We start from the raw sequence: 19577 nt of genomic DNA on the forward strand, positions 1-19577 counted from the left end.
CAATCTCGCTAAATGGCGTTTAGGGCTAGTACTTTTTGAAAGATAGATTGAATCGATTTTCGCTAAATTGTATTCCTCTTAATTTTTCCGAATTCTCACCACAAACAATTTCAAATGTACCTTCATTTAATTCCATCATTTGTTTGATTCTCCACATTCCAATTCCATCACCACTTTTCCCAATTGATTTCGCTAAGCTGCCAGATATACCTTCTAAAAATATTTTCTCTCTTTCTAATGGACTAATATATAAACTTATCATTACTATAGATAAAGTAATTGAATCGAGATTGTCAACAAAATTAATATCTATTGTAGAATTTGGTTTTGCATATTTTGACGCATTTTCGATTAAATGATAAAAAGCAACCTGAATTGTCTCATAATCGAACTTTACTTTACCAAAAAAATCGTTTACTTGAACGTAAATTCTGTTTTTTGTGAAATCTGCAAAAAAAGTATGCAGAACATTTAGCAAAACATTTCGAACTGACCAACTTCTAATTTCAAGAGATACTGCATCAGTTCTATCAAGTTTTCTGTAAATTGAAAATTCTGACTTCATGTGTATATTATGTTTAGCAATTCTTAAAAACATCATTGATGCTTTTTTTGAATTTCTCTTTAGTTCATTTTCAATATACTCAATTTGTGTCCGCCAATTAGAAGAAAGTATTTCTTGAGGGATTAAGTCATAAATTTCTTGGATATTGTGTGCGTTTATTGAAGTTAAATTATGTACTAGGCGATTTACTTTTTGCTGCTCAGATTTCTTTATATCATCCTCAATTTGCTTTTTCGGAATTATAAGGTCGTAATAGGCATAAGACAGTCCTTCTAATTTACTTTTAAATAGTTTTGTTGTTTTAGTTGTGTCACAACATAAAAATGTAATGCCTTTATTATTAGTTATTTTACCTTGACGTCTTTCTCCGCTATATTTTGGACAATTTGGAATTAAATTGCCTCTTGTATTATTATTGTCAAAACAGACCTTGCATTCTTTTTCTAAATTATCGGAAATTACAACACCAGAAAAATCTATAATTGAAAAATGTTTCATATCTGATTATTTAGCAAATTCCTCAATTAAATTAATAAACTGATATGGTTCAGCATTTTTTGATAAGCACCCATCAACTTCTCTTAAGGCTCTATGAAACCTATCTCCAGTAATTTCTGCGGAATACAAAATGATTTTTTTGCTCTCATATTTCTTTTTTAATGCTGAGGCCAATCCTAACCCTTGATCTTGAAACATAGTAGTTCCAACTCCATTAATATCAACAAAAATAATATCTGCTTCATTAACTTTAGGGTCATCAAGGTCGATAACATCTTTTACAGATTTGGTATTTATCCATCCGGATTTTTTTAGAATTGACACCATTTTATATTCTGTATGATTATCGTCAATAAATAAAATTTTAGTTTTTCCTTTTAATCGATCATCAGTATTTTCTGTACTTGATTTGTCAATTTGGTTTGTATTTCCCATAATATTATTAACTACGAAAGAATTAGTATTTGTGTTTGTACTAGGTGTATTGATTATTGGAATTTCTTGTTTCTGATTTTTATGTGATAAAAAAAATGTGATAATGTAGCCAATTATTAAAACTCCGACTCCGCTAAATATCCATTCGTAATTATTTCTAATGATTTCCATTTTTTATTTTGGTTTGTTTTTTGGTTAAATTATTTTTCATTATTTATTTCAAGCTTTACCTAGTATTAGCCCTAACTAGCATATAACATCAAATGTATACAACTTTTTTCGCTTTTGGTGTAAGACTTGTAATTTTTTTCTGTCTTTTAGTATTCGTTGTCAACAATTAGATTGTGTCTTTTCTGTTGGAACTTTCTAACTTTTGACTTCCCAGCGTGAAGGATTGCAGTGGAAATCCTTTTATGAAGCGTAGCGTAATAAAAGATTGCAGCGCAAAGCCTGACGCGCCGCAGTGAAACGAAGGCGGGACACGCCCAAAACAATCGAAATATCCTAGATTTCTGGCTTTAGAATCCGCTGAAATTCAATCAAGAAGGTTCAGCGGTAAAAAACTTGGTTGGCTTGGAAAAATTTTATAATTTTGCACACCGAATTTATAATGTAAATTAAAGAAGAAGATGGATATCAAAAGAGTAGCAATAGACGCAGTAAACGAGACAATTGTAATGACTGTAGTTCCTATGGATTACAAAGGTCAAGTAGCAAAAAGAATAAACGAAAAAATGCCTTTGGCAACCGTTAAAGGATTTAGAAAAGGGGCTGTGCCTAAAGATCTTGTTGAAAAACAATACGGGAAAGCGATAAAACAAGAAGAAATTACTAAAGTAGTTGACTTGGCTCTAGAGCGTTTTGTACAATCAGAAAAATTAAACCTTCTTGGAACGCCACTTGCTAAAGTAAACGAGGATTTCTCTTGGGATGCTGACGAATTGGTTTTTGAATATGAAATTGGTTTAGTGCCTAACTTCACTTTAGACTTAGAGGCTAAAAACGACATCGTAAAATATGTAGTTTCGGCTGATGATAAATTGATTGAAGGTCAAGTGGAAAGAATCCAAAAACAATTTGGTAAAGCCATTCCTCAAGAAGTGGTTGAAGCAGGATCAGATATTACTGGTACATTCACAAATGAAGAAGCTGGAATCAACAATGCAACGACTATTGCTTTGGAACTTTTCAAAGACAAAGCGACTGCTGATAAATTCATCGGTAAAAAAGTAGGCGATGTGGTTACGGTAAATACTAAAGGTTTATTTGAAGACGCTCATCAATTGATGGACGTAATGAAAGTAGGTCATGATGAAGTTCATACACTTGAGGTTGATGTAGATTTTACTATCGAAGCAATCAACGGTGCTGAATTAGCAGAATTGAACCAAGAATTGTTCGACAAACTTTTTGGAGCTGGAACGGTAGCTTCTCTAGAGGAATTGAAAGCAAAAATCAAGGAAGATGCTGAAAGCCAATTTGCGCAACAAGCTGACCAAAAATTATTAGCTGATGTTCAGGATTTCTTGATCGAAAATACAAAATTCGACTTGCCATCTGAATTCTTGAAAAAATGGTTGCAAACTGTAGGTGAGAAAAAATTGTCTCCAGAAGAAGCTGAAGTAGAATATGCAAGATCTGAAAGAGGATTGCGTTTTCAGTTGATCGAAGGTAGAGCAATGGCTACAAGCGATATCAAAGTTACGTTTGAAGACTTGAAAGCATTCACAACTAAAAATATCCGTCAACAAATGGCGCAATTCGGACAAACAAATCCTACTGACGAAGAAGTTCAAGGAATTGTAGCAAGAGTTTTGTCTAACCAAGACGAAGTAAAAAGACTTTCTGACCAAGTTGTAGGAGAGAAAATGCTTGAATTATTTAAAGAAAAAGCAAATCCAACGACTAAAGAAGTTACTTACGACGAATTTATTGCTGCGTCTTACGGAGAATAAATCGAGTCTGTAATGTCGTAAAGTCGAAAGTCAAAAGCCCTAAGAGCGCAAGTGATTATTAAAACTTTATGATTTTATTACAGATTGTAAACAATAAAAAATAGTTATATTTGAGCGTCAGAAAAATATTTTTTTGGCGCTCTTTTGTTTGAATTTATTCTGGATTTTTTTTTCAGGAGCCAATCCAGCTATTCGTTGCAAGTTTTTTCATCTTGTTCCCTTTTTTCTAAGCAAGAAAAGGAGCTTCCGTTGGTCGCTCTTTTCGTGCAAGAAAAAATGAGACAAGATTTCAAAAAGCTTTTCACTGCTATCTGGGCTAAAAATAAGACATATTGACATTATTTGTAAAGAGGTACGACCTTTGCGTTATGTTTTACGACTTTCAAACTTAAGATATTCAAACTTTTAAACTTATATAAATGAACTACGGTAAAGAATTTAAAAAATTTGCTACAAAGGACCACGGCGTAAACTCCATGTATTACGATAAAATCGTAGGCGCAATGACTCCTAAAAACATGACTCCATATATCATTGAAGAACGTCAGTTGAATATTTCTCAATTAGACGTTTTCTCAAGGCTGATGATGGACCGAATTATATTCCTTGGAACAGGAATCGATGATCAAATTGCAAACATTGTTCAAGCACAGTTATTGTTCCTTGAAAGTGCAGATGCTTCTAAGGACATTCAAATTTATTTGAATTCTCCAGGAGGAAGCGTTTACGCAGGATTGGGAATTTATGACACAATGCAATACATCAAACCAGATGTTGCAACTATTTGTACAGGAATGGCAGCTTCTATGGGAGCGGTGCTTTTATGTGCAGGTGCAGCAGGAAAACGTTCGGCATTACCTCATTCAAGAGTAATGATTCACCAACCATCAGGAGGAGCGCAAGGAGTTGCTACGGATATGGAAATCAACTTACGCGAAATGTTGAAACTGAAAGATGAGTTATACAAAATTATCTCTCACCACTCCGGACAAACATTTGACAAAGTGCATACGGATAGCGAACGCGATTATTGGATGATTGCCGAAGAAGCAAAAGCATACGGAATGATTGATGAAGTTTTAGTAAGAGGATAAAAATAGTTACAAGTTTAAGGTTTAAGGTTTAAGGTTGCTGCGGGAACTTTAAACTTTAAACTTTTTAAACTTTAAACAAAAAAAGAATGGCAAAAGTAGTATTAGAGTGTTCGTTTTGTGGAAGAAAGAAACCAGAAACCAATTTATTGATTGCTGGAATCAATGCACATATTTGTGATAAATGTATCGAACAGGCACACGGAATTGTTTTAGAAGAATTAAAATCCAGCGGAAGTTCAAAAATCGTTGGTGATTTGATTTTGAAAAAACCAAAAGAAATCAGAGCGTTCTTGGATCAATATGTAATTGGACAAGACCAAACTAAAAAAGTAATGTCGGTTGCGGTTTACAATCACTACAAACGTTTGATGCAACAGCAATTAGACGATGAGGTTGAAATTGAAAAAAGTAACATCATCATGGTGGGACAAACAGGAACAGGAAAAACATTAGTGGCTAAAACCATTGCAAAAATGTTGGATGTGCCTTTAGCCATTGTGGATGCGACAGTTCTTACTGAAGCAGGTTATGTAGGGGAAGATGTCGAAAGTATTTTGACTCGTCTATTGCAAGCCGCTGATTATGATGTAGCCAAAGCCGAACGTGGAATTGTATTCATTGACGAAATAGATAAAATTGCGCGTAAAAGTGACAATCCATCTATTACTCGTGATGTTTCGGGTGAAGGAGTGCAACAAGCATTATTGAAATTACTAGAAGGAACCGTTGTAAACGTACCACCAAAAGGTGGACGTAAACACCCAGATCAAAAATTTGTTGAGGTAAATACACAGAATATTTTGTTTATCGCCGGTGGTGCTTTTGATGGAATCGAAAGAATTATTTCGAAACGATTGAATCGTCAAGCAGTTGGTTACAGTACTTCAAAAAATGTGGATAATATTGATAAAGACAATTTGTTGCAATATATTATTCCAAAGGATATCAAAGATTTTGGATTAATTCCGGAGATTATTGGTCGTTTACCAGTATTGACACACATGGATCCTTTAGACAGAGAAACCTTGCGTGCGATTTTGACACAACCTAAAAATGCCTTAATCAAACAATATGAGAAATTATTTTTGATGGATGATGTGGAATTCACCATTACAAATGAGGCATTGGATTTTATCGTTGACAAAGCATTGGAATACAAATTAGGGGCTCGTGGATTGCGTTCATTATGTGAAGCAGTCTTAACGGATGCGATGTATGAATTGCCAAGTTCTGATACTAAAATATTAGAAATCGACGTGGATTATGCCAAAGAAACTTTGAATAAAAATTTATTGAAACGATTGGAGATTGCTTCATAAGTTTTAAGGTTAGATTTAAATTAAAATAAAGCTCAAAAACAATCGTTTTTGAGCTTTATTTGTTTTAGAAGTGCACTTAATTAGAAGGTTTTATTTTTTGATTTTACTTGTTTTCTTTTTTATTTGAATTGTCTTTTAGTTTTAAAAAATGAGGGCGAAATTTTTTGAGCTGATTTAACTTGTACAATTAATGTGTTGGGAGTCAGTAGTTATTTTTAGATGTGTTAATAAACAATAGGCAGAAGTTAGCGTATTGTAAATTTGCTTAACTTTGTTAAAAATACAACAAAATGAATACTCAAGTCACAAAAATAGAATTGATTGAAATGCTTTTGAAGGAAAATAATCAGTCATCATTACTGGCGATTAAAAAAATATTGCAAAGTAGTTCTGAAAGCGAGACTGATGTGATTGAAATAAAAAAACAATTAGAAAAAAGCGAAAAACAATATCAAAACGGGGAAGGAATCGATTACGAAAGTATTCTAAACGAATCGGAAATGAAGTATTTTTCTAAATAAAAGTAGTTTGGACACCAATTGCTAAAGAATCCTATAATGAAATTGAGGAATATTTAATGGTTCGTTGGAATTTTAAAATAACTCAAGAGTTTATAATTTCGGTGAGGCAAATTATGCTTACGATCAAAAAATATCCGCATTGCTTTCAAAAATGGGAGCATGATAATTCTTATTTAAAAGGAGTTATAAATTCAAAAACAAGTTTCTTTTATACCTTAGAATCAGACGAAATTGTGGTTCATTTATTTTGGAAAAACCTCGAAAATCCTGAAAATTTAGAACAAAAATTAAAGTGATGCTTTTTTTGGTTTCAAAAGAGGGAATTATTTCATTATGGTAATATTAAATTGATTCAAACTACTGGAGATTGCATTCTAACAATTGCATTTTTCTCAAAAACAGAAGCCCGTTCATTCAATTGGACGGGTTTTTTTGTGGGTAACTTGAACTATTTGCTATTGTTTGAAAAAACAAAGGATATTCTTTTCTATAAACAAATAGATTGCCGATTTTTGTTACTGTTAAATCAATATGGAGTTAAAATGACAATGGAACATAAGGAGATTATTTTATTAAAAGTTTCTGGACAAGATAAACCCGGGGTAACTGCTGGTTTAACCTCTGTGTTGGCGACGTACAATGCGATTATTTTAGACATCGGTCAGGCAGATATTCATGAAACATTATCCTTAGGGATTTTGTTCGAAATTGAAGCAGGTTCTAGTTCTGCACCCGTTTTAAAAGACTTGTTGTTTAAAGCATATGAATTGGGGATTAAGGTGAAGTTTGTTCCCATTTCTATTGATGATTACGAAAGTTGGGTACAAACACAATCGAAACAACGGTACATCATTAATATTCTTGGCGAAACATTGGCTGCAAAGCAATTGGCTGCTGTTACCAAAATAATGTCTGACCAAAATTTGAATATTGATTCCATCAAAAGGTTGACGGGTAGAGCGTCTATTGTTATTAAAGAGGAATATCCTCGATCTTGTGTGCAATTATCTGTATCAGGCACAATTGTAGACAAGACTTTAATGACTGCCAATTTTATGGAGATTTCCAGATCTTTAGATGTGGATATTTCTTTTCAAGAAGACAATATGTATAGAAGAAACAGACGATTGGTTTGTTTTGATATGGATTCAACCTTGATTCAAACCGAAGTAATTGATGAACTGGCGGAACTGGCAGGTGTAGGGGAGCAGGTGAGAGCAATTACAGAATCGGCGATGAATGGTGAAATTGATTTTAAAGAAAGTTTTAAACAACGTATGGCGTTGCTAGAAGGTTTAAGCGAAGATGTGCTGCAAACTGTTGCCGAAAATCTACCCATAACACAAGGGGCGCACCGCTTGATGAGAGCCTTAAAGTATTACGGATATAAAACCGCTATTTTATCTGGAGGGTTCACCTACTTTGGTCATTATTTGCAAAAAGAATTGGGGATTGATTATGTTCATGCCAATGAATTGGAAATTATAGACGGTAAATTGACTGGTAAATATTTAGGCGAAATTGTAGATGGCGATAAGAAAGCCGAGTATTTACAAGCCATTGCAGATAAAGAAGGGATACACATCAATCAGACCATAGCTGTTGGTGATGGAGCAAACGATTTACCTATGTTGAACTTAGCGGGTTTAGGAATCGCTTTTCATGCAAAACCTACGGTTAAAGAAAATGCAGAAAGTTCTATTTCCAGCCTAGGCCTTGATGGTGTTTTATACTTATTGGGATATCATGACAGGCATATCGATATGATGTAGTTAAATGTCAAAATTATAAATCAAAAGCCCATTCCATTGATGATGAAATGGGCTTTTTCTTGATGTCGAATGGATTGTTTCTTATGTTTCTTTTGTATGAAGTATCTCTTTGTTTTCAATCTGTACGCATCTTTTCCCGCCGCGTCCACCACACACTTTTGATGAGGAACATGAAAAGATAAAAAACGTTATAATTACTAAGAAAGTTATTTTTTTCATTTTTAGACTTTTATTTTAACCTGCATATTTTTCAATTGTTCCAAATAATCTCAGCTCCGTAAAGTTTCTAACTTTGAAATAGAGATAATCTTGTAATCCTATCAATCATTTTTATATCCAATTTTTTTTCTAGGTTCAGTATTTTCTTTTTTATCAATCAATTCATCAAGATAATTAAAAACGAGTTCAATATTTTTGCTGTTGTTCGTCAATTTTTTTTTGATTTCTTCAATCTCAAGTTTCATGCCCAAAGTATCAGTAAGCATTTCTCTTATTTTGGTAAATACCCGAATGACTTGGATATTGACTTTGATAGATGTTGCACTATTAAGCACGCTCGATAACATCGCTACTCCTTGTTCTGTAAATGCTAAAGGTGTATATCTTGTTCCTCCCCAACTTGAGGTGCCAAATTGGCTCCTCAAGTTTTCAAATTCTTGTTGGTTAAGTTCAAACATAAAATCATCGGGAAATCGTTCTATATTTCTGCGTACTTGTCTTTTGAGTTGTTTGGTTTCTACAGCGTAAAGTTCCGCCAAGTCTTTGTCCAACATTACTTTTTGATTTCTAATCAAATAAATTTTGCTACTGATGATTTCGTCAGGAATAGTAATTTGGTTACTCATATTTCATCGTTTTGTAGTAAAAGTAATCTTATTATTCAAACATTCCTACTCGATAAAGGTTCCAAATTTTATACGATATTATACATTCTGCTAAATAAACAAAGATTAGCTAGTTAATCTAAACAACAATTTTAACCTGCATATTTTTCAATTGTTCCAGATAATCTCTTTGGTTGGATAGTCTCGGGATTTTGTGTTGACCACCCAATTTGTCGTGTTCTTTTAACCAATCATAAAACAAATTTTTACGCGCTACATTGATCACCAATGGATTCAATGTCATGTTATTGTATCGCTTGGCTTCGTAATCGGAATTTAGAGATTGTATGGCTTCGTCCAGTGCTTTTTGGAAAACCGCAATGTCTTTTGGGTTTTCTTTAAATTCAATCACCCATTCATGTGCTCCTTTTTCTTTATCAATCATGAAAATTGGGGCAACGGTATAATCGACTACTTGAGTTTGAGTCATTTTACAGGCTTTGGCGATAGCCTGATCGGTATTTTCGACCATCAATTCTTCGCCAAAAACATTGATATGATGTTTGGTTCTGCCCGTAACCCGAATGCGGTAAGGATTTAAAGAAGTAAAACGAACCGTATCGCCTATTAGATAACGCCATAGACCGGAATTGGTGGTAATAACCAAAGCATAATTTTTGAAAAGCTGTACATCAGCCAATCGAATTATTTTTTGATTGGCGGTGGCAAAAGTATCCATTGAAATAAATTCATAAAAAATCCCGTAATCTAACATTAGCAATAAATCACTCGAATTGTTCAAATCCTGAATGGCGAAAAAACCTTCGGAGGCATTGTATATTTCGTAATAATTGAAATCTTTTTTGGGTAGTATTTTTTGGTATTGTTCGCGATATGGTTCAAAATTTACTCCGCCATGAAAATAAACTTCTAAGTTGGGCCAGATTTCAAATAAATTTCCTTTACCGGTATCTTCTAAAACTTTATTCATTAGAACCAGCATCCAAGAAGGAACTCCTGCAAAACTGGTTACGTTTTCGTTTTTGGTTTCTTTTATAATGGCGGCTATTTTGGTTTCCCATTCGCTCATTAATGATGTTTTATTGCTTGGAGTGCTGCTGAACTCAGCCCAAATGGGCATGTTTTCGATAAGGATGGCAGACAAATCCCCAAAAAAAGTATCATTGTCTTCATAAATCTGGGAGCTTCCGCCTAGGCGAAGACTTTTTCCAACAAAGAGTTCGGAGTCTTCGTTGTTATTCAAATACAAACACAATAGATCCTTACTTCCTTTATAATGACAATCTTCCAGCGCTTCATTGCTTACGGGAATAAATTTGCTTTTGGCATTCGTTGTTCCGCTGGATTTGGCAAACCATTTTATAGGCGTTTCCCAAAAAACATTTTGCTCTCCCTTACGAGTCCTTTCTATCATTGGTTGCAATTCTTCGTAAGTCGAAATAGGAATTCTTTCTGCAAAAGTAGCATAGGAGTTTATCGAAGAATATTCATATTTTTTACCTAAAACAGTATTTTTAGAAGACTGAATTAAATTCATAAGCAATTCTTCCTGAACCTCATTTGGATATTTCAAGAAAAGTTCGATCTGATGGATTCGTTGTTTTAGAACCCAGGAAGCAAACGAATTGATTATGGTTAAAGCCATATAGATTTCAAATTATTGATTAGCGATTTTAAATTTCAGGTTTTTTCTATTGGAAAAGGCTGAAATTTAAGATTTGAATATCGATTGACAAATACTAACTTTGTCAAAATATCAAAAATAGTGTTTTTTTGCAAAAAACAATTCTATATCACAGTAAAGATTTGAACTCAGTAAAGGGATTCTACTAATCGGAATTCTACAATGGGATTGCTAAATCTAAAATCATAAATCGCTAATCAACAATCAAAAATCACAATGACTTACGAAGGTGTACTTACCAAAATGCAAACCGAATTTGGAAATCCAATTCAATATTATCTGGTTTTTGAAAATAGTTTCTTGAATGTAAATCAATTATTGGACAAAAAAATAGAAATTAATTTTGTTGGTTACCAATGTTTGAATTGCGGAAAAAAGAAAAAAATATTCCGTCAGGGGTTTTGTTACGATTGTTTTTATTCCAGTGCAGCCGTTGGGGATTGGATTATGAAACCTGAATTAAGTACTGCTCATCTTGGGATTGCCGACAGAGATTTGGTTTATGAAGAAAAAGTACAGTTGCAACCTCATATCGTGTATTTGGCTTTGTCAAGCGAAGTAAAAGTAGGCGTGACCCGGAAAACACAAATGCCTACGCGATGGATTGATCAGGGCGCAAATGAAGCCATTTCGATTGTGGAAGTTCCAAACAGATATTTGGCCGGAATTACTGAAGTTGCCTTGAAAAATCATTATGCCGATAAAACGAATTGGAGAAAAATGTTAACCAATACGATTGAACATGTCGATTTGATTGCCGAAAGATTGAAAGTGGAGCATTTAATTCCAAAAGAAGTGCAGGAATATTTTTATTCGCAAAAGAATGATTTGTACGAAATGCATTATCCCGTTTTACAATATCCGAAGAAAGTAAACAGCTTAAGTTTAGACAAAACACCGCAATTTCAAGGAAAACTCACAGGAATAAAAGGTCAATATCTCATTTTTGAAGACGGAACGGTCTTTAATGTCCGTAGTTCCGAAGGATATGTAGTAACGATTAATGTATAAAAAAAAGCCTAAAAGTTAAATTACTTATAGGCTTTGTTACTGGAATAAATAAAGTTAATTAGTTTTAGTAGGCTCCTCGACTTTTTTCTTTTTATTAAATAAGCCATTGAGTAAATCGGTGGCTTTTGTTTTTACGTCTTCTTTTGTTGTTGAAGTTTTTGTCGTATCGCTTGGTTTCTTGTTTTTATTTATATAATCCGTTAATGCAGACGTTCCTTGTTTTACCAGTCTTTCTTTTTGTTGGTTAACAAGTTGAGTCGTTAGTTTGGTCACAGCAGTGTTAATATCAGTTGTGATTTTTGGATTTGTAAAATTACCTGATAATACAGCATTTATGGGAAAGCTTTGTAATTTTGCGGCATCGGCAGCGGATAGTTTTGCTATCAGTGCATTGGCTTCTGAGCCCAAATATTTAGCGGGAACATCAAATTTCAGGTTGTAATTCATGCTTTGGTCAAAACCGTGCGTTCCTCCGATAGTTGCTTTGATATCTTTGTAATTAATATTAAATGGCTTTACATTTACTTTTCCGTCCTTGAAAGTAACGGCTGCTTTCAAATCATTCAAATTGATTTTACTGACATCAATAAATTTCAAATTTGAACCTAACGCTGTCAACAAAGTGGAATTTGTGGAATTTACAGTAGTAGAAAGCAATTGTCCTAATAAATCTCCAGTAAGCGTTTTTAAGTCCGGAGTAAGAGCAATAGCGTCAAGAAATCCGTTGAGTTTGATGGTTGAATTTAGCTTTCCATTGATGATTCCGGCAATTGGTGCTATTTTTTTCAACATGTTCAGTTGCGTGAATGATTGCGCAATATCTACTTGATTTAAATTCAAACTCATGTCGAAAACAGGTGTCTTTCCTTTCGTAGAAACGGCTCCGTTCACTCCGATTGTCCCACCGAAAATAGATGTTTTTACATTTTGTAAAGTGACTTTTTCGTCCTTTACAATCAATTTCCCAGAAACATCTTTCAATGTTAAATTGTCATATAAAACCGTATTAGCTTTTGCGGTAAGGGTGCAGTTCAAGAAAGCAGGAATCTTCATTGCTTCTGCTTTTTTGGTTTGAGTTTTAGTAGTTTCACCCGCAGTCATAAAATCACTAACCGCCAATTGCTTGGAATTCATATAGAAGTTTCCTTTTAATTCTTGGTTTCTAAATATAAAACCATAAAAGTTCTCCAAAACCCCAGTTACGCTAATGTCACTTTTTCCAGTGGTTGCATCAAATTGCTTTAAATCGACCTGACTTGGATTAAACTGAACCATTGCATTACTAATATTCATAGTTTTGCCGTTTTCATCGGTATAATTAAAACCGGACAAACTCATTGTTCCCGCATTGTTAATGTTTTGATATTGGCTTTTCTCCACTGATTCCATATCAAATTTAGTGGTGACGTCCGCTTTTAAAATACCGGATAATGGTTTTTTTAGTTTTATTGGATACGCTTTTGTCAGGTTGGCCAAATTGATGGTGCCTTTCAATGCCGCATCGATTATAGGGTTTTTAGTGACGTTTCTAATATTTGCTTTGGCATTGAAAATATCCTGGTCTATTTTGAACGAAAGCTTGTCAAGGTTGACATAAGTATCGTTCAGGATTCCAGTTTCGTTAATAATTTTAGTGTCAATAACTATATTTTGAACCGATTTTGGTAAATTAGGATATTGAAAGGAAGCATTATTTGAGGCAATCGCTATATTGAATTTAGGAACTGTTGTGTCAGAATACAAGCCTTTCGCAAAACCAAAAACAGTAAAATCGCCCGTTGTTTTCACCTTGTCTAAACTCGAAGCATAAGCCGCTGGAATAATCCCAAGGAAATTTTTAAAGGATGATGTAGGAGTTTTAAATTTTAAATCATATTGCTGACCCGCATCAACGAGTTGAATGAATCCATCAAATTCTAAAGGCAATTGATTGATTAATGCTTTGTTTTCTTTAAAAGTGTATTTGCTGTTTTCTAAATCAATCCCCAAAACGGCATCCAATGTCAACGGTACATTTTTCATGTAATTGACTTTGTCCATGTCCAAAGAAATAGTAGCTGTCGATTTAGTCACCAAATCTAATTTTGAAACCGCAAAATTTCCAGTTCCTTCATGGTTTAAACTATCGATTACCATTTTTATTTTTGAACTTTCGTCAAAATACTTAAACTTGAAATTTTCAACTTTATAATTTTGGATGTTTAATTTAAGTGGATTGTTTTTTCCGCCGTCTTTATTTGTTTTGTCTTTTAAAGCGATATCATAATTTCCAATGCCATCTTTATTGAAAATAATGTTGATTAAACCATTTTTAGAAGTTACTCCTTCAATGTTCATTGCTTCTTCTTTGCTTTTAAAAAGTTCCTTGATAGACATTTTTAAATTTAATTCGCCCAAAGAAATTAAAGTATCGCCAAGGAAAGGGGCTTTATTGATGATAACCAATTTATCAACAGTGACATTAGCATTTGGAAAATTTTTGAATAAACTCAAATTTGCATCTTCGAAGGAAACTTTGGCATCTACTTTCTCATTGATAGCTTGGGTAATTTTGGCTTTTATTTGGTCTTTAAAAAAATAGGGAACCGCAAATAGAGCAACTGCAAATAGGAGAACTATAATTAAAATGACTTTTAAAATTGTTTTTAACATGCTTTTCTTTCTTTTAAATTAAATAAGTTTAGTAAAAATCCTACCTTACTACTTGCAAAAATAACCTTTAAAGATTTAGTAGTTTCTAATATTATGCTAAATAATAGTTTGTTGCAAAAAAAAATCCGTTTAAGTAAGCACTCAAACGGATTCGTTTTTAGAATTTCAATGAAATAATTATTGAATGTTAATTTCAAAAGGCATCATGGCTTGAACTCCTTTTTGCGTTTGCATTCTTTTTATTTGTTGCATGATTTTATAGTTTTCTTCTCCGATTTCTTCTTTGATAAAAGATGCTTTAGATTTTGCAAAAGGCAAATTTTCTAAAAGATCATTTAGGTTTTTTTCATATTCAGGGTAGTTTTGTGTGCTGTAGTCTTTTATTTTTGATAATCTGGCCGCTTCACGAATGGCGTCATCCAACCCTCCAATTTTATCTACAAGACCTTCTTTCAAGGCTTCAGAACCAGACCAAACTCTTCCTTGTGCAATGGCATCAACTTGCGCAAATGTCATTTTCCGTCCTTGAGCAACATGAGATACAAAAGTTCTGTAAATATGTTCAATCTCTTCAAGTGTGACTGCTTTAAATTTCGCGTCTAATGGGACGAAAGGGCTATAATTTGCGGCATTTTCATGAGTTTTTACCTGTTCAGTATGGATACCGATTTTAGTCGCCAAAGTCGTGAAATTAGGTAATATACCAAATACTCCAATTGAACCGGTTATTGTATTTTTTTCTGCAAAAATAGTGTTGGCATTACAAGCGATATAATATCCTCCTGAAGCTGCGTAATTCCCCATAGAAACAACTACAGGTTTTACTTTTTTCGTCAGTTCAATTTCTCTCCAAATCAAATCAGAAGTTAAAGCACTTCCTCCTGGGCTATCAATACGTAGTACAATCGCTTTTACATCTTTGTTTTTTCTTGCTTCTTGCAATGAGCGACGCATAGAGCCTTCTCCGATGGTATTTACATCACCTTCTCCACTTCCAATTTCTCCTTGTGCATAAATGATTGCGATTTCGTTATTGCTTTCACTCATTTTTGAAGTAGTAGCTACTTTTTTCGCATAATCCAGAATGGCAACTTTATTGTAATCTTTGTCTTTATCTACTTTCAAAATGTTTTTAATGGCGTTGTGATAAACATCTTCGTAAGCAATGATGTCCACTAGTTTCGCAGCTTTTGCCATTTCAGGAGTTCTGGCAAGAAGTCCATTTGCAATTTCATTTAATTTAGCCACCGATACATTTCTGCTTTTGGAAATATCAGCAGTTATAGAATTCCAAACTGAATTTAATAAAGCGGTAGTTTGTTCTCTATTGGCATCACTCATCTTATTTTCAAGAAAAGGTTCAACTGCACTTTTATATTTTCCGTGGCGTATCACTTCCATTTTCACACCTGATTTTTCTTGGAAATCCTTAAAAAACATGATTTCAGCCGAAAGTCCTTTGAAATCCATGTCCCCAACAGGGTTCAAATATATAGTGTTGGCAACTGAATTTAAATAATATTCTTTTTGAGAATAAGAATTGGCATAAGCCATTACAAACTTCCCAGATTTTTTAAAATCTTCCAATGCGTCTCTCAATGCTTTGCTTTGCGCCATTCCTAAAGAAGAATTGTCATTCAAAATAGATATCCCTTTGATGTCATCATCAGTTTTTGCTTCGGCAACAGCATTAATGATGTCAGATACTCCTATTTTTTTACCATCTGAAAAAATAGTTACCCAGGGATCTTTGTATTTCCCGGCATAGTCATTTTTTATATTTTCTAAATTTAATTCAATTACCGAGTTGCTTTTTACGGTTACTCCCTCAGATTCGCCACCAAAAATGGCTCCAATGATTAGTATCCCAAAAAAGAACAACATAAAAAAAACGAAGATACCGATGATGGTAGCCAATACATTTCCTAAAAATTTCATAGTTATATTTTTTTAATAAGTCTCAAATGAGGTTAATTTGTTACAGATTTAAGGTTTTAAATTCTAAAATTAGTTATCAACACTCTTTGCAAAGATACTTCTATTCTAAAATTCTTTTAGTTAATTTGCGGGTAATATGAAATCACAACATCAGGTCATTTTATCGCTAGGAAGTAATCAAGGCAATCGATTGGAAAACATCGAAAATTGCCTAGAATTAATACATCGGGAAATAGGAACGGTAATTAAAGTTTCCAGGTTGTATGAGACTCCTTCTTGGGGTTTTGATAGTGATGCTTTTTATAATTGCGTTTTAGTTATTCATACCACGAGCTCCGCCCAGAAAATTTTGACTCAGGTTTTAAAAGTGGAAAAGAAATTGGGACGGGTTCGCACTTCTGATTTAGGTTATCAATCGCGAATCATTGATATAGATTTAATTGCTTTTGATGAAGAAATTATTGAGTCAGAAAAACTTCAGATTCCGCATCCGTTAATGCAAAACAGGAAATTTGTTTTGTTGCCTATTCAGGATTTAAATTTGGATTGGAAACATCCTGTTCTCAAAAAGACAATTTCGGAGCTATTAGAATTCTGTCCAGATCCAAGTGTTTGTAAAGTGATTCAAAAGTTAAAAAATCCTTTGCAAAGTATTGCTTTGGAACAATTTAATTATGTTGCCTTTGAAGGAAATATTGGAGCAGGAAAAACGACATTGGCGACTAAAATTTCCGAAGATTTTAATGCAAAAACAGTTTTGGAGCGTTTTGCTGACAATCCTTTTTTACCTAAATTTTATAAAGACCAAAATCGATATGCGTTTCCGTTGGAAATGTCATTCCTCGCCGACAGATACCAGCAATTATCAGATGATTTAGCGCAATTTGATTTGTTTAAAGATTTTATTGTGGCCGATTATCATATTTTTAAGTCTTTGATTTTTGCCAAAATCACACTTGCTGATGATGAATATCGTTTATACCGAAATTTATTCGATATCATTTACAGAGAAATGCCTAAACCGGATTTATATGTTTATTTGTACCAAAATTCAGAACGATTGTTGCAAAATATTAAGAAAAGAGGCAGAAGCTACGAGCAAAAAATCCCGGCAGATTATTTAGATAAAATCAATAATGGCTATTTAGATTACATCAAATCGCAAACCGATTTAAATGTATTAATAATTGATGTTTCGGATCGGGATTTTGTAAAAAACCAAGAAGATTATCTTTTTATTTTAGATGAAATCCAAAAGAAAATCAGCTAATATTTTTTTTACAATTATCGTTTTAGCGAAAAATGCCCACTCTTTTCAAGACTTGAAGCATCAATTTTCAATATGTACCAATAATCAGTTGCCGGTAGTGGACTACCATTATATGTTCCGTCCCAAGTCAGTTTGGAAGCATTCAGTCTTGTAATTAAATTTCCATATCGATCAAAAATAGATACTTCGGCTTCGGGATAATTAGTTAATCCTTTTACTTCCCATACATCATTATAAGTGTCATTGTTAGGGGTGAAAAACTTTGGAGTTATCAGAACAATAAAATTCCGGGTGTCATAACTACAGAAACTCGTTTCTCTCACATAAGCGGTTTGCAGTCCACCTGGTACATTAAAAAATACATTTGAACTTTGGTAATTAATTCCATCGACTGAGTATTCAAAATAATTTTGTGGATTCTTTAAATAAATCGCCACTGTTGTTTCATTTACGTCTACATAATTTATCGCTGGAATGTCATGTTCTATTGGTTTAGCCCCCTAATAATCGGACTTTAACATTTTAAGTTTTACAAACATACGCAATTAGTCAATATCTTTGTCTTGCAAGGAACAAACGAAGGCGAGTTTTACACCGATGTTTGTAGAAATGTTTCAGGCCTGGTCATTTCGATTTCACTAAAATTTAGTTCACCCACAAAAAAAGGCGGAATCTCTAAATTTTGCAAGGAACTGCACTTCAGACTCGTATTGCCCGATATTTGTTGGTATGGGATTTTGAGTTTGAATGTTATTTTTCGTTTTATTTCATCTCTTTTTTGTTCGATTAGCCCTTTATTCCAGCATTCTAAAAAGATATTTGGAGGTAAATTACAAACTGAGGAATGTAGACGTTCATTATTGTATTTCTCATAAAAAATGGTCAAAACACCTTCCAATTCATCGATTGTCCAAAAATGAAAAGGTCTTAGTTTTTTTGCTAAAATAGCATGAAAACTCTCAATATGTCCATTTTCCTGTGGGGTATATGGATGTGTAAAGACTTGATTCAGGTAGTTATCTTTGAAGAAATTTTGAATCATTTTTGCCGAAAATCGACTGTCATTATCATTGCGAACCTCAATATGAATCCCTTTTTCTAGGCAATTATTTGGTTGTAAATGATTTATTATAATATGTTCCCATGCCCTTTTAACATCTTCTTTTTTGATGGAATAGGCAACCGTCCAATGCAAAACAAGTCTGGTAAAAGTGTCAATAGTTGTTAGCACATAGCTATGCATTTTATACTCCTCGACCCACACAAATTTAATGTCCATTTCCAAAACTTCAAAGGGCTGACTTGGAAAAACCTTACGGTATTTTACCCTGGTTTTACTAGGCTTTTGATGTTGTTCCTTCAATAATTGTGCGCCTTTCATCAATCGATATACTTTCTTATGATTAATATCGTAACCCATCAGTTGTAATCTAGTTTCCATTTTCCGATGACCATAATCTGTGTCGAGATCTTGATGAGCTTGCTTTATTTCTTCAATAATCACATCATTTGAAACTTCAAATTTTTGCCCGTACTTGTCAGTGTAAAAAGTCGTCGTAGAAGGACTTCTTCCTTGATTAGTCCGCTTGTTTTGATAATAATACTGGTGCTTGGTTATTGCTGAAATTTGAAATGCTACTTCTTTCTTCAAGCCCTGAAAAATGTAGCCTCTCACGAGTTCCTTTTTTTCTCCAAGGCGAATTTCTTTTTTAGCAATTCGTCTTTTAACTTGCCTTCAAGCTCTTTTTGAATAACAATTTCTTTGAGTAGCTTGTTTTCTTTTTCCAGTTCTCTGATTCGTTTAAGCTGCGCGGGGGTCATTCCATGTGCGAAGCCCTCTTCGCCCATAGTATCCATCTTCTTCTTCCATGAGTAATAACTCGCAGGAAATACCGAATATTTCTCTAATGTAGGTTTAACACCTTGTTCTGAAGCTTCCTTTATGATCTTTAGCTTCTCTTCTTTGGTAAATTTTCTCTTTTCCATCGTACAAAATTATAGATTTCTATTTATAATTG

16 protein-coding genes are annotated in these 19577 nt (G+C 33.6%); 7 read left to right on the forward strand and 9 right to left on the reverse strand.

The features are described from left to right. Nucleotides 1–25: 25 nt before the first annotated feature. Both H4V97_RS12295 and H4V97_RS12300 read right to left on the reverse strand, forming a co-directional pair. Nucleotides 26–1063, reverse strand: coding sequence for an ATP-binding protein (locus H4V97_RS12295; protein ID WP_196849728.1), 1038 nt, complete (start codon nt 1061–1063; stop codon nt 26–28). 6 nt (nt 1064–1069) lie between these two features. Next, nucleotides 1070–1669, reverse strand: a complete 600-nt coding sequence (locus tag H4V97_RS12300; RefSeq protein ID WP_196849729.1) for a response regulator — start codon at nt 1667–1669, stop codon at nt 1070–1072. A gap of 458 nt (nt 1670–2127) precedes the next feature. Here H4V97_RS12300 and H4V97_RS12305 point away from each other — a divergent pair, with 458 nt between their 5' ends. The 5 genes from H4V97_RS12305 (at nt 2128) to serB (ending at nt 8159) form a co-directional block, all read left to right on the forward strand. After that, nucleotides 2128–3453 carry a trigger factor gene (locus H4V97_RS12305; RefSeq protein WP_209549853.1) on the forward strand — a complete coding sequence of 442 codons (1326 nt, stop codon included), beginning with the start codon at nt 2128–2130 and terminating at the stop codon, nt 3451–3453. A 419-nt stretch (nt 3454–3872) separates the two neighbouring features. Beyond that, entirely contained in the window at nt 3873–4547 is a 675-nt protein-coding gene (clpP, locus tag H4V97_RS12310; RefSeq protein WP_126458632.1) for an ATP-dependent Clp endopeptidase proteolytic subunit ClpP, read from the forward strand. Nucleotides 4548–4633: 86 nt separating this feature from the next. After that, on the forward strand, nt 4634–5866 hold the full coding sequence (gene clpX / locus H4V97_RS12315; protein WP_196849731.1) for an ATP-dependent Clp protease ATP-binding subunit ClpX: 1233 nt from the start codon (nt 4634–4636) through the stop codon (nt 5864–5866). Between the two features lie 290 nt (nt 5867–6156). Then, nucleotides 6157–6387, forward strand: a complete 231-nt coding sequence (locus H4V97_RS12320) for a hypothetical protein (RefSeq protein WP_196849732.1) — start codon at nt 6157–6159, stop codon at nt 6385–6387. 542 nt (nt 6388–6929) lie between these two features. Beyond that, nucleotides 6930–8159 carry a phosphoserine phosphatase SerB gene (serB, locus tag H4V97_RS12325; RefSeq protein WP_209549854.1) on the forward strand — a complete coding sequence of 410 codons (1230 nt, stop codon included), beginning with the start codon at nt 6930–6932 and terminating at the stop codon, nt 8157–8159. 320 nt (nt 8160–8479) lie between these two features. Here serB and H4V97_RS12330 read toward each other — a convergent pair whose 3' ends face one another. After that, a complete protein-coding gene (locus H4V97_RS12330) occupies nt 8480–9004 on the reverse strand; it encodes an ORF6N domain-containing protein (protein WP_209549855.1) in 525 nt (174 codons plus the stop codon). Nucleotides 9005–9122: 118 nt separating this feature from the next. Further along, on the reverse strand, nt 9123–10649 hold the full coding sequence (locus tag H4V97_RS12335; RefSeq protein ID WP_209549856.1) for a GH3 auxin-responsive promoter family protein: 1527 nt from the start codon (nt 10647–10649) through the stop codon (nt 9123–9125). Nucleotides 10650–10904: 255 nt separating this feature from the next. On the opposite strand from H4V97_RS12335, the gene H4V97_RS12340 reads away from it, so the two are divergent. Then, entirely contained in the window at nt 10905–11699 is a 795-nt protein-coding gene (locus H4V97_RS12340; protein ID WP_209549857.1) for a DUF2797 domain-containing protein, read from the forward strand. 54 nt (nt 11700–11753) lie between these two features. On the opposite strand, the gene H4V97_RS12345 is transcribed toward H4V97_RS12340, so the two are convergent. Further along, complete coding sequence (locus tag H4V97_RS12345) at nt 11754–14351, reverse strand: AsmA-like C-terminal region-containing protein (protein ID WP_209549858.1); 2598 nt, start codon at nt 14349–14351, stop codon at nt 11754–11756. A gap of 177 nt (nt 14352–14528) precedes the next feature. Then, on the reverse strand, nt 14529–16289 hold the full coding sequence (gene sppA / locus H4V97_RS12350; protein ID WP_209549859.1) for a signal peptide peptidase SppA: 1761 nt from the start codon (nt 16287–16289) through the stop codon (nt 14529–14531). A gap of 136 nt (nt 16290–16425) precedes the next feature. Between sppA and folK the strand changes: the two genes are divergently transcribed. After that, nucleotides 16426–17559, forward strand: coding sequence for a 2-amino-4-hydroxy-6-hydroxymethyldihydropteridine diphosphokinase (folK, locus tag H4V97_RS12355; RefSeq protein ID WP_196849738.1), 1134 nt, complete (start codon nt 16426–16428; stop codon nt 17557–17559). Nucleotides 17560–17573: 14 nt separating this feature from the next. On the opposite strand, the gene H4V97_RS15980 is transcribed toward folK, so the two are convergent. The 3 genes from H4V97_RS15980 to H4V97_RS12370 form a co-directional block, all read right to left on the reverse strand. Then, nucleotides 17574–17996: a T9SS type B sorting domain-containing protein gene (locus H4V97_RS15980; RefSeq protein ID WP_317196498.1), complete on the reverse strand. Its 423-nt coding sequence runs from the start codon at nt 17994–17996 to the stop codon at nt 17574–17576. Between the two features lie 152 nt (nt 17997–18148). Continuing rightward, nucleotides 18149–19234, reverse strand: a complete 1086-nt coding sequence (locus H4V97_RS12365; RefSeq protein ID WP_196851621.1) for a DDE-type integrase/transposase/recombinase — start codon at nt 19232–19234, stop codon at nt 18149–18151. Next, nucleotides 19231–19545 carry a transposase gene (locus H4V97_RS12370; protein WP_196851622.1) on the reverse strand — a complete coding sequence of 105 codons (315 nt, stop codon included), beginning with the start codon at nt 19543–19545 and terminating at the stop codon, nt 19231–19233. The genes H4V97_RS12365 and H4V97_RS12370 overlap by 4 nt, the downstream gene beginning before the upstream one ends. Nucleotides 19546–19577: the final 32 nt, after the last annotated feature.

Source organism: Flavobacterium sp. CG_23.5 (assembly GCF_017875765.1).
Taxonomy (GTDB): Bacteria; Bacteroidota; Bacteroidia; order Flavobacteriales; family Flavobacteriaceae; genus Flavobacterium.

Excerpts from the sequence above, each read along its gene's own strand:
- H4V97_RS12295 (WP_196849728.1), bottom strand. The coding sequence starts at position 1,063 with ATGAAACATTTTTCAATTATAGATTTTTCTGGTGTTGTAATTTCCGAT.
- H4V97_RS12300 (WP_196849729.1), bottom strand. The coding sequence starts at position 1,669 with ATGGAAATCATTAGAAATAATTACGAATGGATATTTAGCGGAGTCGGA.
- H4V97_RS12305 (WP_209549853.1), top strand. The coding sequence starts at position 2,128 with ATGGATATCAAAAGAGTAGCAATAGACGCAGTAAACGAGACAATTGTA.
- clpP (WP_126458632.1), top strand. The coding sequence starts at position 3,873 with ATGAACTACGGTAAAGAATTTAAAAAATTTGCTACAAAGGACCACGGC.
- clpX (WP_196849731.1), top strand. The coding sequence starts at position 4,634 with ATGGCAAAAGTAGTATTAGAGTGTTCGTTTTGTGGAAGAAAGAAACCA.
- H4V97_RS12320 (WP_196849732.1), top strand. The coding sequence starts at position 6,157 with ATGAATACTCAAGTCACAAAAATAGAATTGATTGAAATGCTTTTGAAG.
- serB (WP_209549854.1), top strand. The coding sequence starts at position 6,930 with ATGACAATGGAACATAAGGAGATTATTTTATTAAAAGTTTCTGGACAA.
- H4V97_RS12330 (WP_209549855.1), bottom strand. The coding sequence starts at position 9,004 with ATGAGTAACCAAATTACTATTCCTGACGAAATCATCAGTAGCAAAATT.
- H4V97_RS12335 (WP_209549856.1), bottom strand. The coding sequence starts at position 10,649 with ATGGCTTTAACCATAATCAATTCGTTTGCTTCCTGGGTTCTAAAACAA.
- H4V97_RS12340 (WP_209549857.1), top strand. The coding sequence starts at position 10,905 with ATGACTTACGAAGGTGTACTTACCAAAATGCAAACCGAATTTGGAAAT.
- H4V97_RS12345 (WP_209549858.1), bottom strand. The coding sequence starts at position 14,351 with ATGTTAAAAACAATTTTAAAAGTCATTTTAATTATAGTTCTCCTATTT.
- sppA (WP_209549859.1), bottom strand. The coding sequence starts at position 16,289 with ATGAAATTTTTAGGAAATGTATTGGCTACCATCATCGGTATCTTCGTT.
- folK (WP_196849738.1), top strand. The coding sequence starts at position 16,426 with ATGAAATCACAACATCAGGTCATTTTATCGCTAGGAAGTAATCAAGGC.
- H4V97_RS12370 (WP_196851622.1), bottom strand. The coding sequence starts at position 19,545 with ATGGAAAAGAGAAAATTTACCAAAGAAGAGAAGCTAAAGATCATAAAG.